Origin of the sequence: Oleiagrimonas sp. MCCC 1A03011 (genome assembly GCF_003267965.1) — a bacterium.
Taxonomy (GTDB): Bacteria; Pseudomonadota; Gammaproteobacteria; order Xanthomonadales; family Rhodanobacteraceae; genus Oleiagrimonas; species Oleiagrimonas citrea.
Genome location: NZ_MSPY01000001.1, coordinates 525,912 through 540,743, shown reverse-complemented (window position 1 = coordinate 540,743; position 14,832 = coordinate 525,912). Strand labels below are relative to the sequence as shown.

Below are 14,832 nucleotides of genomic sequence, written 5' to 3'. Positions count from 1 at the left end.
GCATAGCGGCCGCGGGAACCGCCCCATGGCCATCAAACCTTCGCAGAGTAGAGGAATGTCCGCGAAAACGGCAAGCAGAGGGCCGGTCAGGCCAGCGCGTCGGCGACGCGTTCGCGCAGCGCCGGTAGCAGCTCTTCCGCGAACCAGACGTTGCGCTTGAGCCAGCGGTTGTTGCGCGGACTGGGATGCGGTAACGGCAGACGGCCGTGTTCGAGGTGCGTGCGCCAGTCCTGCACAGTGGCGGTCAGATTCGCGCCGCGCGCATCACCGAGCACGGCCGCCTGCGCGTACTGGCCGATGACGAGAGTCAGACGCACTGCACCCAGGAGCGGCAGCACGCGCGGATGCCAGGTCGGCGCGCATTCCGGGCGCGGCGGCAGATCGCCGCCGGAGCCGGTACCGGGATAGCAGAAGCCCATCGGCACGATGGCGATGCGATTCGGGTCGTAAAAGGTGTCGCGGTCGACGCCGAGCCAATCGCGCAGGCGCTCGCCGCTGGGATCGTCGAACGGTACGCCGCTCTCGTGCACGCGCCGCCCCGGCGCCTGACCGACGATCAGCAGGCGTGCGTCCGCTGCCGCTTGAAGTACGGGGCGCGGACCCATCGGCAAATGCGCGGCGCACAGGCGGCAGCCGCGAATCTCTTGCAGCAATGCCTCGAAGGAGGACGAAGCAGGTTTTTGCAGGTCTTCGGCCATGATTGTTCGAGAACGATGCATTTCGGTTCAGCGTACAGCCGATCGAAGCGCAGCGGGGAGGCGCCGATGCAGGTTCGTCCGTACCTCATCCCGGCGAAAGCCGGGATCCAGTGTCTTACGGCTAGCAAACAGACGCTAGGTCACTGCTTTCGCCGGGATGACGGCCCGGTGGGGTTACGGAAGCAGTGCTTTGAGTCTTCAGTCCCGACTCAGGCTGTGGCTTACGGCAGCAGCTTGCCCGGGTTCATGATGCCGTCCGGGTCGAAGCTGTGCTTGATGCCGCGCATCAGTTCGAGTGTTTCCGCGCCGAGCGCCATCGGCATGAAGTCGCGCTTGGCCAGACCGATGCCGTGTTCGCCGGACAGGGTGCCGTCGAGGGCGACAACGGTTTCGAACAGTTTGCGCAGGCATGGCTCGGCGCGTTTCATTTCGGCGTCGTCGCGCGGCAGCAGGTTGACGTGCAGATTGCCGTTCCCGGCGTGACCGAAGCTGACGATGGGCAGATCGTGCTCACGCGCCAGCGCCTCGATGGCGGCGACCAGTTCGGGCAGGCGGCTGACCGGCACCACCACGTCTTCGTTGATCTTGTTCGGCGACAGCTTGCGTTGCGCGGGCGACAGCGCCTTGCGCGCGGCCCAGAGCGTCTTCGCTTCGTCGGCATCGGCCGCGGCATGCAGGTCGAGCAGGCCATCGCCGCGGGCGGCGCGCGAAATGGCCTCGACCGCGCCGGGAAGCGCGTCGGGTTCGCCGTCGACCTCGATCATCAGCAGCGCGCCAGCGTCGGGCACGCTGTCGCCGGCATGGTCGCGCGCCAGCTTCAGCGCGGTGCCGTCCATGAATTCCAGCGCGCAGGGCGTGACCGGCTGCGCCATGATCCGCGCCACTGCGCGCGCGGCGCTGGCGACGTCGGCGTAGGTCGCGCGCAGCGTGCGCAGGGCGGAGGGTTTCGGCGTCAGTTTCAGCGTGGCTTCGGTGATCAGCGCCAGCGTGCCCTCGGAGCCGATCAGCAGGCGCGTGAGGTCGTAGCCGGTCGCGCCCTTGCTGGTTTGCACGCCGCAGCGGAAGGCTTCGCCGGTACCGGCCACGGCGCGCAGTCCCAATGTGTTCTCGCGCGGGCTGCCGTACTTCACCGTGCGCGGTCCGGCGGCGTTGCAGGCGAGGTTGCCGCCGATGGAGCAGAACGGCGACGAGGTCGGATCGGGCGGCCAGAAGAAACCGTGCGGCGCCAGCGCTTTCTGCAGGTCGCCGTTGAGTACGCCGGGCTCGACCACGGCCAGGCGGTTGTCCGGGTCGATGCGCAGGATGCGGTTCATGCGCTCGAAGCTGACCACGACACCGCCGGCGACCGGCACGGTCGCGCCGGTGGTGTTGGTGCCGCGACCGCGCGCGATCAGCGGCACGCGATGCGCGCGGCACAGGCGCACCAGTGCGACGGCCTGATCGTGGCTGTCGGCGAAGACCACGGCGTCGGGCATGGCCTGGCGGCGCGAGTTGTCGTAGCCGTAGGTCAGGCGCTCGGCGGGGTCGGTGCGTACGTGTTCGTCGCCCAGCGCCGCGCGGAGTTCGTTCAGGAAGGTGTCGTTCAAGGCCATTTCACGCCTCGGCGTCGAAGGCGGCGCGATGCCAGGCCGTGTCGGGGTGTTCGGCATCGCCCTCGAAGGCGATCACGTCGAAACGGCAGTCGCGTGCGGCGTGCTCGGGATGCGCGGCGAGATAGCCTTCCGCGGCGAGCACTAGGCGCTCGCGCTTGCGCGCCGTGACCGACATCGCCGCGCCGCCGTAGCCGCGATTGCGGCGGTAGCGGACCTCGACGAAGACCAGTGTCGCGCCGTCGCGCATGATCAGGTCCAGCTCGCCGAACCGGGTGCGGAAGTTGCGCGCGACGACTTTCAGGCCGGCGCGTTCGAGGTGCGCCAGCGCGCGATCCTCGAACGCGTCGCCGGTGGCGCGCATCAGTTGCCGACAGCGGCCGGCGCGGCGTTGGCCGTCGTCGGATCGGTCGGCGAGCCGACGTCCAGACTGCCGGAGAGCGGGTGGGCCAGGCCGTTGCGGAAGCGCGCCCAGGTCAGCACACGCTGGATGCGGCCGAAATCGTCTTCGACCAGCTGACCGGTGGCGCCCGGTACGTAGCTGCCGGGGTGCGTGCGCAGGAAACCGAGGTAGGGCGTCAGCGACCAGGCGTCCATGCCGAACGCGAACAGGCGAGCGCCGGTGCCGGTAGTGGCCGGCAGCAGGTTGGCGATGCTGCTGCGCGAGGGCAGGCCGGGCTGGGCGTCGAACAGCCACGGCGCGTCGCAGAAGCTCACGCCGTCGAGATCGCGGTCGGCATCCGGGTTGTCGTAGCCGCCGTAGACGTGCGAGGTCGCGAACACCGGCTGCCGCAATTGCGCCAGGCGCAGCTGCGGCATGACCAGACGCGCCTGCTCCGGACGCATGCTGAGGAAGATGCCGCTGCCGTCTTCCAGCTTGGCGACGCGCTGGTTGTAGGCGTCGGCGATGTCCTTGTCGGTGCTGGCCTTGGATGGCGCGGGCGGTGGCGCGATGGTCTGGATCTGCGAGCCGACGTTGATGGTCTGGGGGTCGAGCGAGAGCTGTCCGGCGATTTCGCCACCGTGCGAGGTGAATTCGCGGGTGAATGCCTTGCCGGCGCGCTGGGCGAAATCTTCGGTGGAGACGACCAGATAGGCGCGCTTGAGGCCCTGCGCCAGCATGTGGTCGGCGACGCTGGCGCCCTCGGTCTCCGGCAGCAGGCCGAATTCGTTGACGCCCGGCGGGGGCACCTGGTCCGTGTCGGGATGGTTCAGGGCCAGCACCGGTACCGGCAGCGTGTTCTGGCCGATGACCGCGGCCACGTCCTCGCGCGTCAGCGGACCGATGACCTGATTCGCGCCGTCCTGCACGGCCTGCTGGTACGCGGCCAGCGACTGCGCCGGCGTGCCGCCGCTGTCGTAGACCTTGACCTGCGGACGATGCGCGCCGCCCACGCTGTCATTGAAGTAGGCGGTGAAGAAGCCTTCGCGGATCAGGGTCGCGGCGCGCGCCAGGGAGCCCGTCAGCGGCAGCAGCAGCGCGACCTTGCCGGGGTTGTGGTAGCCCTGGCCCAGCGGCTGGCCCGGCATCACGGTACCGACCGGCTGGTTTGCGTCCAGCGCACTGTTGGACATGCCGGCGCCGAGCTGGTTCAGGGCGCGGTCGATCCAGGGCTGCATCGGGTTGCCGTCGGCCAGTGTGTCGCGGCGCTGCTTGAGTTCGCCGGGGCCGAGGCGGCCCAGCAACTGCACGATGTCGCGTTCGTTCTGGGCCTGGTCCAGTCCCTGCAGCTGGTTGTCCATCCGCACCCGGATGCGGGCAGCCTGATAGGGCTGGCCGGCTGCCGCCAAGGCCTGCGCGCGTAGTTCGAGTGTGCGCTGCTGCAACGCCGGGGACAGCTGGCCGACCGGCGCGGATGTCAGCGCCAGCGCGCGCGCCGTGTCGCCGTTGTTCAAGGCCAATTGCGCCTGCAGCAGGTCGTAGCGGTGACGGTCGGTGGCAGACAGCTGACGCCGGTCGATACCGGACAGGGCGCGCTCGACCTTGTTCAGGTCGCCTTCCTGGCGCCAGTCTTCGGCGGCGCGCAGGCGGAAATAGCTGCCGGAACCGGCATTCTGCGTGGCCAGCTGCATATAGGCCTGCGCGGCCTGTGCGTACTGCCCCTGGTGTTCCAGGCGCGTCACCTGCGCGGATTGCGCTTGCTGCTGCGCGGTCGGGCCGTTGACCGTGGCACAGCCGGCGAGCGTCAGAAGGCCGAGCAGGCCCAGGGCACGGATCATGCGCATGCGTGTTCCTCGAAAATTCATTGCACAGCGATTTGAGCGATCATAGCGGATGACTTCGTACTCAGTCTTGAACATGGATCAAGCCACGCCCGGTACCCTGCATGTCGTCGCCACGCCCATCGGCAATCGGGAGGACATTTCCGCGCGCGCCGTGGAGGTCCTGCGCTCGGTGGCACTGATCGCGGCCGAGGACACCCGCCACAGTAAGCCGCTGATGACACACCTGGGCGTCGACACGCCATTGAAGGCGTTGCACGAGCACAACGAGGATGGCATCGCGCAGGCACTGGTCGAGCGTCTGCTGCAGGGCGAGGACGTCGCTCTGATCTCCGACGCCGGTACGCCCCTGGTCAGCGATCCGGGCTATCGCCTGGTCCGCGCCGCACGGGCAGCGGGCATCCGTGTGTCCCCTGTGCCCGGCGCGTGCGCGGCGATCGCGGCACTTTCCGCCGCGGGTCTGCCCAGCGACCGTTTTGTGTTCGAGGGATTCCTGCCAGCCAAGCGCGGTGCGCGCAGAACGCGCCTGGCGGAACTGGCGAGCGAAACGCGCACGCTGATCTTCTATGAGTCGCCGCACCGGGTGGCCGAGGCCCTGGCCGACATGCGCGATGCTTTCGGCGAGGCGCGCGAGGCGGTGCTGGCGCGCGAGTTGACCAAGTTGTTCGAGACCGTGCTCGGCCAGCCGCTGGCCGAGCTGGCCGAGCGCGTGGCGTCCGATGCCGATCAGCAGCGCGGCGAATGCGTGCTGCTGGTGGCCGGTTGCGCCGATGCTGCCGAGGCGCAGTTGGCCGAGGGGCGGCGTTTGTTCGCCCTTCTGCGCGAGGAACTGCCGCCGTCGAAGGCGGCCAAGTTGGCGGCTTCCATCAGCGGCGCATCGCGCAAGGCGCTCTACGGCGACTGAGCCGGGGTGCCGTTCTTGGAGATGGAGCGCTAAGATCGAGCGCTTGCCGGCAAGGTCAGGACGCGAGCCGGCGCGGAGCGCGAACTTGGCGTTCCCGATTCGTGGGTGAAACGTCGGCGTGGACGCCTGACGGCATGCGCCGGGTTTTCCGTCGCGCATGGGCGCCCGGTTATGTTCCTTCCGACCCTCGCGTGCCCATGACCGGATTATCCAGCCGTGCCCTGACCTATCGCTACATCGTCGCGCTCGGCCTGATCGCCGTATGCACGGTGTTTTCCCACCTGATTCTCGGCCGCGTCCTGCGCGAGGACGACGGCTCGGCGGCCGTGGCCGCGATGAGCACGCGCCAGATCGTCCTGAGCGAACGCATTGCGCAGATGGCCGATGAGTATGCGGACGGCTCGGCGCAGGCGCATGCCGTGCTGCATGCCAGTCTTGTCCGTTTCGAGAAGGAATACCGCATCCTGTCCCGCGATGAAGGCGAGTCGTCCTTCATCGCCTACGGCAAGCCGCGCGCGCTGGCGCTGTATCGAGACGGACTCGGGCAGAACATCGAGCGCTTCATCGGCCTTGCCCAGCGCATCGATGGCGGTGTGCCCGGCGATCCGCAGTTCGCCGAGTCCCTGCGCGCCTTGCGCGCGCTGGCCCGCAAGCGCCTGCCCGACGGACTGGAAGCGGTTGCTTCCGTTCATGTGCGGGCCGGCGAGGTGCATCTACAGCGCATGGAAATCTTGCAGCACATCATTCTGGGTGTTGTTCTGCTGGTGCTGCTGTTCGAGGCGTTGGGCATCTTCCGGCCGATGATCCGGCGCATCGTGCGCTATGCCCGTCAGCTGCAGGATCTGGCTACGCGCGACGTACTTACCGGCCTGTGCAACCGCCGCGAGTTCCAGGCGCGAGTCGCCGCCGTGCGCGATGCGCCGGTGTCGACGACCGAAGTCGCCGTGCTCATGCTCGACGTCGATCACTTCAAGTCGATCAACGACCGGTACGGCCACGCGGTCGGCGACGTGGTGCTGACGCGTCTGGGCGCACACCTGCACGGCGTGCTGCGCAGCGGCGATATTGCCGGTCGCATCGGTGGCGAGGAGTTCGCCCTGGCATTGCCGGCCACCACGCGCGACGGCGCCGTGAAGATGGCCGAGCGGTTGCGCAAAGAGGTGGCGGCCATGGCCGCGCCGGACGAAGCACCGGATCTGCGCGTGACCGTCTCGATCGGCGTGGCCGCGCTCGGTCCCGGCGCGGCACCCACGCTGGACGAGGCCCTGCGCCGGGCTGACGAGGCGCTATACCGGGCCAAGCGCAACGGGCGCAATCGCGTTGAGTCGGCGGAAGAAACTTCGTCGCCTGCCCCCGCGCTCGCCGACGGATGAAGTACACTGGCGTCGGAGTCGGCCGGACAGTCGCGTCGCGCCTTGCGTGCGTCGAGGAAAGTCCGGGCTCCATAGGGCAGGGTGCCAGGTAACGCCTGGGCAGCGCGAGCTGACGGCCAGTGCAACAGAGAGCAGACCGCCGATGGCCCCGCAAGGGGATCAGGTAAGGGTGAAACGGTGCGGTAAGAGCGCACCGCGCGCGGGGACAACGCCGCGTGGCACGGTAAACCCCACCCGGAGCAAGACCGAATAGGGGAACGATAACGCGGCCCGCGTTGTTCCCGGGTAGGTTGCTGGAGCCTGGCGGTGACGCCAGGCCGAGAGGAATGACTGTCGCGCCGCAAGGCGTACAGAACCCGGCTTACAGGCCGGCTCCATCTTATCCATGGCGGCAGTGATGCTGCCCGACGCCCTCCCCGTGCGGGGAGGGCGTTTTTGCATCGGTGGATGCGGGTGGTGATCGGCGAAGTGGGGAAAGTCTTCCGTCCGTTTGCTCGAATCGCACAAAAAAGTTACCGATTTCAAGGGCATCAAAGCAGTTCCTGAGAAACTGCATAAAAATTCAGCAACCGTTGTCTTTGTCCTTGATCTGCAAGCAAAAATTCCTTGACAGTCTCAGGGGCTGAGACTATTGTGGGTTCCAGTGTGAATTCGTGGGAATTCGTGGAAGTCCCTAGCCATGTTCCAAGGCGAAACCGCCATTACCGTCGACGACAAGGGCCGCCTGGCCATCCCGACTGCGTATCGGGATCTGGTCGCGCGCGAGTGCGGCAACCGTCTGGTCGTGGCGTACAACCCGTTCGAGGCGGGCTGTCTGTGGATTTTCCCGCAAAGCGAATGGGAGCGGGTGCGCGATCAGGTCAATGCGCTGCCCAGCGTGAAGGCCGTGCATCGTGATCTGCAGCGCAAGCTGGTCGGTGCCGCGGCCCACGTCGAGCCCGACAGCGCCTCGCGGATTCTGTTGCCGGCCAGCCAACGCGCTTCGGCCGGCATCGAGAAAAAAGCGGTGTTGCTGGGCATGGACACCAAGTTCGAGTTGTGGAGTGAGCAGGCGCATCTGAGCCGCATCCGCCAGACCATCGGCGAGGATCAGATCAGCGACGACATGGCGGAACTGAGGTTGTAACGGTAACGAACGAACGGACGACGACGAAACGGGATGGCGCAATGGGAAGTCAATTGATGCACATCCCGGTAATGCTCGAGGAGGCACTGGAGGGACTCGCCGTGAAGGCAAGCGGGCGATATCTCGATGGCACGTTCGGTCGAGGCGGTCATGCGCGCGCGATCCTCGAGCGCCTGGGGTCCGACGGTCACCTGCTGCTGATGGATCGCGATCCGCAGGCCATCGCCGAGGCCGAGATGGCCTTCGCCGGCGACGCGCGTGTCCGCATCCGGCGCGGCAACTTCGCCGAACTGGCGCAGTGGCCGGCGACGGAAGAGGGGCTGGACGGAATCCTGCTCGATATCGGCGTGTCCTCGCCGCAGCTGGACGAGGCCGAGCGTGGCTTCAGCTTCATGGCCGATGCGCCGCTGGACATGCGAATGGATCCGGACAGCGGCGAGAGCGCGGCGGAGTTTCTGGCGCGCGCGGATGAAAAGGAGATCGCCGATGTGCTCTGGCGCTTCGGCGAGGAGCGGTTCAGTCGCCGCATCGCGCGCGCCATCGTGGCGCAGCGCGAGACGCAGCCGATCCGCCGAACCGGCGAACTGGCGCAGTTGCTGGAGCGACTGCTGGGTCGGCGCGAGAAGGGCAAGCACCCTGCGACGCGCACGTTCCAGGCATTGCGCATCCGGGTCAACGGCGAACTGGATGCGCTGGAACAGGGGCTCGAGGGAGCGCTCGCACGGCTGACGCCGGGCGGGCGTCTGGTGGTCATCAGTTTCCATTCGCTGGAGGACCGGGTGGTCAAGCAGTTCATCCGCAGCCAGTCGGGCATCCGTCCGGCCGGTCGCCGCAACCTGCCGCCGCCCGAGGCGCCGCCGGCGAAACTGCGCGCGGTGGGCAAGGCGCATTTCCCTTCCGCATCCGAGCTGGAAGCGAATCCGCGCGCCCGCTCCGCAGTGCTGCGTGTGGCGGAGCGACTGCCATGACGGCCCGTCTCGTGCTGCTGCTGCCGATCCTGCTGGCGCTGGTCCTGATCAGCGCTATCGCGGTGGTCTGGGCGCGGCACGAGAACCGCGTGCTGTTCGTGCAGTTGACCAAGCTGCAGTCGCAGCGCGACGCCTTGAATGTCGAGTTCGGCCGCCTGGAGCTGGAAAAGGCCACCTGGGCCGAGCCGAGCCGTATCGAGACCATCGCCCGCTCGAAGATGGGCATGGTCAATCCCACCGCTGCCGACACCCGTCTGATCCGCCGATGAGCCGCAACCGCGCCAAACCGGAACTGCAGCTGCCCGAGCGCGAACGCGCGCCGAGCGTGCGGCGGCGCATGACGCTGGTGGTGTCGTTGTTGTCACTGGCGGCGCTGGGGCTGCTGGCGCAGGCGGTGAAGCTGCAGGTCGTGGACAAGCGCTTCTATCAGGCGCAGGGCAATGCGCGCTTTCTGCGCGAAGTGCCGATTCCGGTCTCGCGCGGCAGCATTTTCGACCGCAATGGCGTGCCGCTGGCGGTGTCGACGCCGGTCGAGTCCATCTGGGCCAATCCGCAGGAAGTGCTCGACCACACCGACCGCATGCCGGAACTGGCGCGCGCCCTGGGCATCGACGCAGACGATCTGGAGCAGTACCTGGATCAGCGCGCCAATCGCGAATTTGTGTACTTGAAGCGGCGCATGAGTCCCGAGGCGGCACAGGCCGTGTTGAATCTGAAGATTCCGGGCGTGAACGAGCAGCGCGAGTTCCGCCGCTACTACCCGCTGGGCGCGGTCACCGCACACGTGCTCGGGTTCACCAACATCGACGATCACGGTCAGGAAGGGCTGGAGCGCGCCTACGATCAGTGGCTCAGCGGCGAGGCGGGCAGCAAGCGCGTGATCCGCGACCGGCTCGGCCACACCGTCGAGACCGTGGACATGGTGCGCGCGCCCAAGCCGGGACACGACCTGACCCTGAGCATCGATCGCCGCATCCAGTATCTGGCCTACCGCCAGCTCGACGAGACGGTGAAGAAGTTCAAGGCCTCCTCGGCCTCGATGGTCATCATGGACCCGCGCACCGGCGAAGTGCTGGCGATGGTCAATTTGCCGTCGTACAACCCCAATGCCGTCGGCAACAGCAATCCGGCGCAGCGCCGCAACCGCGCCGTGACCGACGTGGTCGAACCCGGTTCCACCGCCAAGGCCTTCACCGTGGCGGCGGCGCTGGAAAGTGGCAAGTGGACGCCGACCACCAAGATCGACACTTCGCCGGGCTGGATCCAGTTGTACGGCCACACCATCAAGGACGACGAGAACAACGGTGTGCTCGATGTCACCGGGGTCATTACCCGGTCCAGCAACATCGGCGCGGCGAAGATGGCGCTGAGCCTGACCCCGGACGCCATGTATAAGGTGTTCCGCGATTTCGGCTTCGGCGCCAGCACCGGCAGCGGGTTTCCGGGCGAATCCGCAGGTCTGCTGCCGATCGGCGGCGACTGGCGGCCGATCCGCCAGGCCACCATTGGCTACGGTTACGGTTTCAGTGTGACCGCGCTGCAGCTGGCGCAGGCCTACTGCGTGTTCGCCGATGGCGGGCTGCTGCGTGCACCGAGCTTCGTCAAGGGTCAGGACAACACGCCCAAGCGTGTGCTCAGTCCGCGTGTGGCGCAGGAAGTGGTCAACATGCTGAAGACGGTGGTCGAGCCCGGTGGCACGGCTTACCGTACCGCGGCCATCGCCAATTACACCGTTGCCGGCAAGACCGGCACCTCGCACATTGCCGAGGCAGGTGGCTACTCGAATTCGAACTACAACTCGCTGTTCGCCGGTATGGTCCCGGCCAGCAATCCGCGTCTGGTCGGCGTGGTCATCGTGCGCGGCGCGCAGGGTGGCTACTTCGGCACGACGGTCGCGGCGCCGGTGTTCAGTTCGGTGATGAAGGGTGCGCTGCGCCTGCTGGACATTCCGCCGGACAACGTGCCGCAGTTGTATGCGTCGCACGGCGGAGCGGCCGCGATGCAGGGCGGTCGCTCGCGACAGGAGGGTGCGCGATGACGGCGAGCATGCGTCTTCACGACCTGCTGGCGGGTGTGGCCGATGCGCCTGCGAACGGCGACATCGCGGTCACGGGTCTGCAGATCGATTCGCGCCGTGTGCGCGCCGGCGACGCCTTCGTGGCGCTGGCCGGCCAGCACGCGCACGGCATCACGTTTGCCCCTGCGGCCGTCGCTCAGGGCGCCTCGGTGATTCTCGCCGAGGGTCCTGAGCGCGCCGCTCCCGAGATCGACGCGCCGGTGATCTGGATCGACGGTCTGCGAGACAAGGCCGGGTCACTCGCTGCGCGCTTCTTCGGGCAGCCTTCCGAGGGCATGACCGTGATCGGCGTCACCGGCACCAACGGCAAGACGTCGTGCGTGCAGATGCTGGCGCAGGCGTTGACGCTGCTGGGACATCGTGCGGCTACGATCGGTACGTTGGGCAGCGGCCTGCACGGTTCGATCGAGCGCGGCGAGCGCACCACGCCGGATGCCTTGAGCATGCAGGCGTTGCTGGCCGGGTTCCGCGAGGCGGGTGCCAGTCACGTGGCGATGGAGGTTTCCTCGCATGCGCTGGATCAGGGGCGCGTGGAAGGGGTGGACTTCGATCTGGCCGCCTTCACCAATCTGACGCGCGACCATCTGGACTACCACGGCAGCATGCAGGCCTACGGTGAGGCCAAGGCACGGCTGTTCGACTGGCCCGGACTGAAGGCTGCCGCGATCAATGTGGACGACGCATTCGGTCGCCGTCTGGCCGAACGCGTGTCGGAAGACGTGAAATGCCTGCGCGTGAGCGTCGGCGGCGTGCAGGCCGAAGTGACCGCGACCGATGTGGAAGCGCACGGCGACGGTCTGCATTTCGTGCTGCACACGCCATGGGGCGATGCTGCGGTGCGAAGCCCGCTGCTTGGGCGCTTCAATGTCGCGAACCTGCTCCTGGTCGCCGCCTGTCTGGGCGCGCTGGGCGAGGACTTCTCACGCGTCGCGGAAGTGCTGGCGCAGTTGCATCCGGTGCATGGACGCATGAGCCGGCTCGGCGGCGAAGCCGGGCAGCCGCTGCTGGTGGTCGACTACTCGCACACGCCGGATGCGCTGGAGCAGGCCTTGAACAGCCTGCGCGGACACACGCGCGGCGCGCTGATCTGCGTGTTCGGCTGCGGCGGCGAGCGCGACGCCGGCAAGCGTCCGCACATGGGTGCGATTGCCGAGCGTCTGGCCGATCGCGTCATCGTCACCGACGACAACCCTCGAGGCGAGGACGGCGACGCCATCGTCGCGCAGATTCTCGCCGGCATGGATCGGCCGCAAGCGGCCGTGGTGCAGCGCGATCGCGCGGCGGCCATCCATGAGGCGCTGAACATGGCGGGTGCCAACGACGTGGTGCTGATCGCCGGCAAGGGGCACGAGGACTATCAGGAAGTGAACGGCCAGAAGCATCCCTTCGACGACCTGGAAGTGGCACGCGCCGCCATGGAGGTGCACGCATGCTGACGAAGTATTTGCAGCAAATCGCCGAATGGACGCATGGCCGCGTGCACGGTGACAACGTCCTGATTCGCGGCGTGAGCACGGACAGCCGTCACGTGAAACTCGGCCAGTTGTTCGTGGCCCTGGTCGGCGAACGCTTCGATGGACATGAGCATGTGGCCGCTGCCGCCGAGAAGGGCGCGGCGGCGGCTCTGGTTTCCCGGGTACAGGATGTGGAGATCCCGCAGATCCTGGTGTCGGACACGCTGAAGGCGCTGGGTGACATGGCCGGCGCACGTCGTCGCGCGTCGTCGGCGCGGGTGATCGGAATCACCGGATCGAATGGCAAGACCACGGTGAAGACCCTGACGGCGACCATTCTTGCCCGACACGGCCGCACCCACGTCAACGCCGGCAACTTCAACAACGAGATCGGCATGCCGCTGACGCTGCTGGAGATGCCCGACGACGCGGAATACGCCGTCCTGGAGATGGGCGCGGGCAAGCGTGGGGACATTGACTATCTGGCCGCCATCGCGCGGCCCGATATCGGCCTCGTGAACAACATCGCCTCGGCGCATGTTGAGCGCATGGGCAGCATCGAGAACATTGCCGAGACCAAGGGCGCGATGTACCGCTCCCTGCCGCCGGACGGTATCGGGATCATCAACGCCGACGATGCCTTCGCCGACTATTTCGCCGGCCTGCTCGGCACGCGCCGAGCGCTGCGATTCGGCCTTGAGCGCGAGGCCGATGTCGGCGCCGAAATCGTGGAAATGCATGCGGGTGGAAGCCGTTTCGTGCTGAGCACCCCGCAGGGCGATGCCGAGATCGCCTTGCCCCTGCCGGGTCGGCACAACATTGCCAATGCGATGGCGGCGGCGACGATCGCCTGCGCGCTGGAGGTGCCGCTGGAGCACATCACGCATGGCTTGCATCACGCCGGCGGTGTGCCCGGTCGACTTCGCAGCCACACCATGCCGGAGGGCTGGAAGCTGATCGACGACAGCTACAACGCCAACCCGGCCTCGACCCGTGCCGCGATCGACACGCTGGGGCTGGCCGAAGGCGAAAGCTGGCTGGTGCTGGGCGACATGGCCGAGCTGGGACCGGATGCGCGCGAACTGCATGCGCAGATCGGTGCCTACGCTCGCGAACACGGCCTGGCGCGGCTGTTCGGCGTCGGCCTGCTCAGTCGTGCCGCCTGCGATGCTTTCGGCTCCGGCGGCGAACATTTCAGCGATCAGTCCGCGCTGATCGAAGTCCTGCGCAAGGAATTGCATGCAGGCGTCACCTGCCTCGTGAAGGGCTCGCGCAGCGCCGCCATGGATCGCGTGGTCGCCGCGCTCGAAGCAGATGCGCAAGAAGGGGGGCCGCATGCTTCTTGAACTGGCCAAATGGCTTTCGACCTATCTGGGCGCGCTGCGCCTGTTCGAATACATCACGTTCCGCACCATCATGAGCGCGCTGACGGCCCTCGCCGTATGCCTGCTGATGGGGCCGGGCATGATCCGCAAGCTGGCGGCGATGAAGGCTGGCCAGGTGGTACGCGAGGACGGTCCGCAGTCGCACCTGAGCAAAGCGGGTACGCCAACCATGGGCGGATTGCTGATCCTGGTCGCCATCGCCATCGGCACGTTGCTCTGGGCCGATCTGCACAATCGCTACGTCTGGGTGGTGCTGGCGGTGACGCTGGCGTTCGGCGGCATCGGGTTCTACGACGACTACCGCAAGCTGGTACTGAAGGACAGCCGCGGCCTGCCGGCGCGATGGAAGTATCTGCTGCAGTCGCTGTTCGGTCTGGCCGCCGCAATCTTCCTGTACGTGACTGCGAAGACGCCACCGGAAACCGCGCTGTTCGTGCCGCTGTTCAAGCATGTCGCGCTGCCGCTGGGCGGGTTGTTCGTGCTGGTCGGCTACCTGATGGTGGTCGGCTTCTCCAACGCGGTGAATCTCACCGACGGTCTGGACGGCTTGGCGATCATGCCCAGCGTGCTGGTCGCTGGCGCGCTCGGCATCTTCGCGTACCTGGCCGGTAACGCGGTGTTCTCGCAGTACCTGGGCATTCCGTCGATCCCGGGCGCTGGTGAACTGGCGATCTTCTGTGGCGCGCTGGCCGGGGCCGGACTGGGCTTTCTCTGGTTCAACACGTATCCGGCGCAGGTCTTCATGGGCGACATCGGCGCACTGTCGATCGGCGCCGCGCTGGGTCTGATCGCGGTGATCGTGCGGCAGGAGATCGTGCTGCTGGTGATGGGGGGCGTGTTCGTGATCGAGACCGCCTCGGTGATGTTGCAGGTGGCCAGTTTCAAGCTGACCGGCAAGCGGCTGTTCCGCATGGCACCGATCCATCATCACTTCGAATTGAAAGGCTGGCCGGAACCGCGCGTGATCGTGCGCTTCTGGATCATTTCCGTGGTGCTGGTCCTGATCGGACTGGCGACGTTGAAGGTGCGTTGATC

At 67.2% G+C, this 14,832-nt stretch carries 13 protein-coding genes and 1 other RNA gene; 10 read left to right on the top strand and 4 right to left on the bottom strand.

All coding sequences use genetic code 11. The annotated features are described in order from the left end of the window. Positions 1 to 86: 86 nt before the first annotated feature. From BTJ49_RS02450 to BTJ49_RS02435, 4 genes are all read right to left on the bottom strand, one after another. Entirely contained in the window at positions 87 to 698 is a 612-nt protein-coding gene (locus BTJ49_RS02450) for a uracil-DNA glycosylase family protein (protein WP_113063750.1), read from the bottom strand. A 221-nt stretch (positions 699 to 919) separates the two neighbouring features. Further along, the gene (locus BTJ49_RS02445) at positions 920 to 2,290 is read right to left on the bottom strand and encodes an FAD-linked oxidase C-terminal domain-containing protein (protein ID WP_113063749.1); all 1,371 of its coding nucleotides are present in this window, start codon (positions 2,288 to 2,290) and stop codon (positions 920 to 922) included. Position 2,291: 1 nt separating this feature from the next. Further along, positions 2,292 to 2,651 carry a YraN family protein gene (locus BTJ49_RS02440; protein WP_113063748.1) on the bottom strand — a complete coding sequence of 120 codons (360 nt, stop codon included), beginning with the start codon at positions 2,649 to 2,651 and terminating at the stop codon, positions 2,292 to 2,294. Further along, positions 2,651 to 4,513, bottom strand: a complete 1,863-nt coding sequence (locus tag BTJ49_RS02435) for a penicillin-binding protein activator (protein WP_168184636.1) — start codon at positions 4,511 to 4,513, stop codon at positions 2,651 to 2,653. The genes BTJ49_RS02440 and BTJ49_RS02435 overlap by 1 nt, the downstream gene beginning before the upstream one ends. A 73-nt stretch (positions 4,514 to 4,586) precedes the next feature. On the opposite strand from BTJ49_RS02435, the gene rsmI reads away from it, so the two are divergent. From rsmI to mraY, 10 genes are all read left to right on the top strand, one after another. Further along, the gene (gene rsmI / locus BTJ49_RS02430; protein ID WP_113063746.1) at positions 4,587 to 5,414 is read left to right on the top strand and encodes a 16S rRNA (cytidine(1402)-2'-O)-methyltransferase; all 828 of its coding nucleotides are present in this window, start codon (positions 4,587 to 4,589) and stop codon (positions 5,412 to 5,414) included. Positions 5,415 to 5,611: 197 nt separating this feature from the next. Then, complete coding sequence (locus tag BTJ49_RS02425) at positions 5,612 to 6,787, top strand: GGDEF domain-containing protein (protein WP_168184635.1); 1,176 nt, start codon at positions 5,612 to 5,614, stop codon at positions 6,785 to 6,787. Positions 6,788 to 6,801: 14 nt separating this feature from the next. Beyond that, an RNA gene (gene rnpB / locus BTJ49_RS02420) (RNase P RNA component class A) lies at positions 6,802 to 7,167 on the top strand. Between the two features lie 299 nt (positions 7,168 to 7,466). After that, entirely contained in the window at positions 7,467 to 7,913 is a 447-nt protein-coding gene (mraZ, locus tag BTJ49_RS02415; RefSeq protein WP_113063744.1) for a division/cell wall cluster transcriptional repressor MraZ, read from the top strand. Between the two features lie 41 nt (positions 7,914 to 7,954). After that, positions 7,955 to 8,881 carry a 16S rRNA (cytosine(1402)-N(4))-methyltransferase RsmH gene (rsmH, locus tag BTJ49_RS02410; RefSeq protein WP_113063743.1) on the top strand — a complete coding sequence of 309 codons (927 nt, stop codon included), beginning with the start codon at positions 7,955 to 7,957 and terminating at the stop codon, positions 8,879 to 8,881. Further along, positions 8,878 to 9,150: a cell division protein FtsL gene (gene ftsL, locus BTJ49_RS02405; protein ID WP_113063742.1), complete on the top strand. Its 273-nt coding sequence runs from the start codon at positions 8,878 to 8,880 to the stop codon at positions 9,148 to 9,150. The genes rsmH and ftsL overlap by 4 nt, the downstream gene beginning before the upstream one ends. Further along, a complete protein-coding gene (locus BTJ49_RS02400) occupies positions 9,147 to 10,919 on the top strand; it encodes a penicillin-binding protein 2 (protein ID WP_240601694.1) in 1,773 nt (590 codons plus the stop codon). Before ftsL ends, BTJ49_RS02400 begins: the two co-directional genes overlap by 4 nt. Then, positions 10,916 to 12,394, top strand: a complete 1,479-nt coding sequence (locus BTJ49_RS02395) for a UDP-N-acetylmuramoyl-L-alanyl-D-glutamate--2,6-diaminopimelate ligase (RefSeq protein WP_113063741.1) — start codon at positions 10,916 to 10,918, stop codon at positions 12,392 to 12,394. The genes BTJ49_RS02400 and BTJ49_RS02395 overlap by 4 nt, the downstream gene beginning before the upstream one ends. Continuing rightward, positions 12,388 to 13,758 carry a UDP-N-acetylmuramoyl-tripeptide--D-alanyl-D-alanine ligase gene (gene murF / locus BTJ49_RS02390; protein ID WP_113063740.1) on the top strand — a complete coding sequence of 457 codons (1,371 nt, stop codon included), beginning with the start codon at positions 12,388 to 12,390 and terminating at the stop codon, positions 13,756 to 13,758. The genes BTJ49_RS02395 and murF overlap by 7 nt, the downstream gene beginning before the upstream one ends. Continuing rightward, the gene (gene mraY, locus BTJ49_RS02385; protein WP_113064015.1) at positions 13,748 to 14,830 is read left to right on the top strand and encodes a phospho-N-acetylmuramoyl-pentapeptide-transferase; all 1,083 of its coding nucleotides are present in this window, start codon (positions 13,748 to 13,750) and stop codon (positions 14,828 to 14,830) included. The genes murF and mraY overlap by 11 nt, the downstream gene beginning before the upstream one ends. Positions 14,831 to 14,832: the final 2 nt, after the last annotated feature.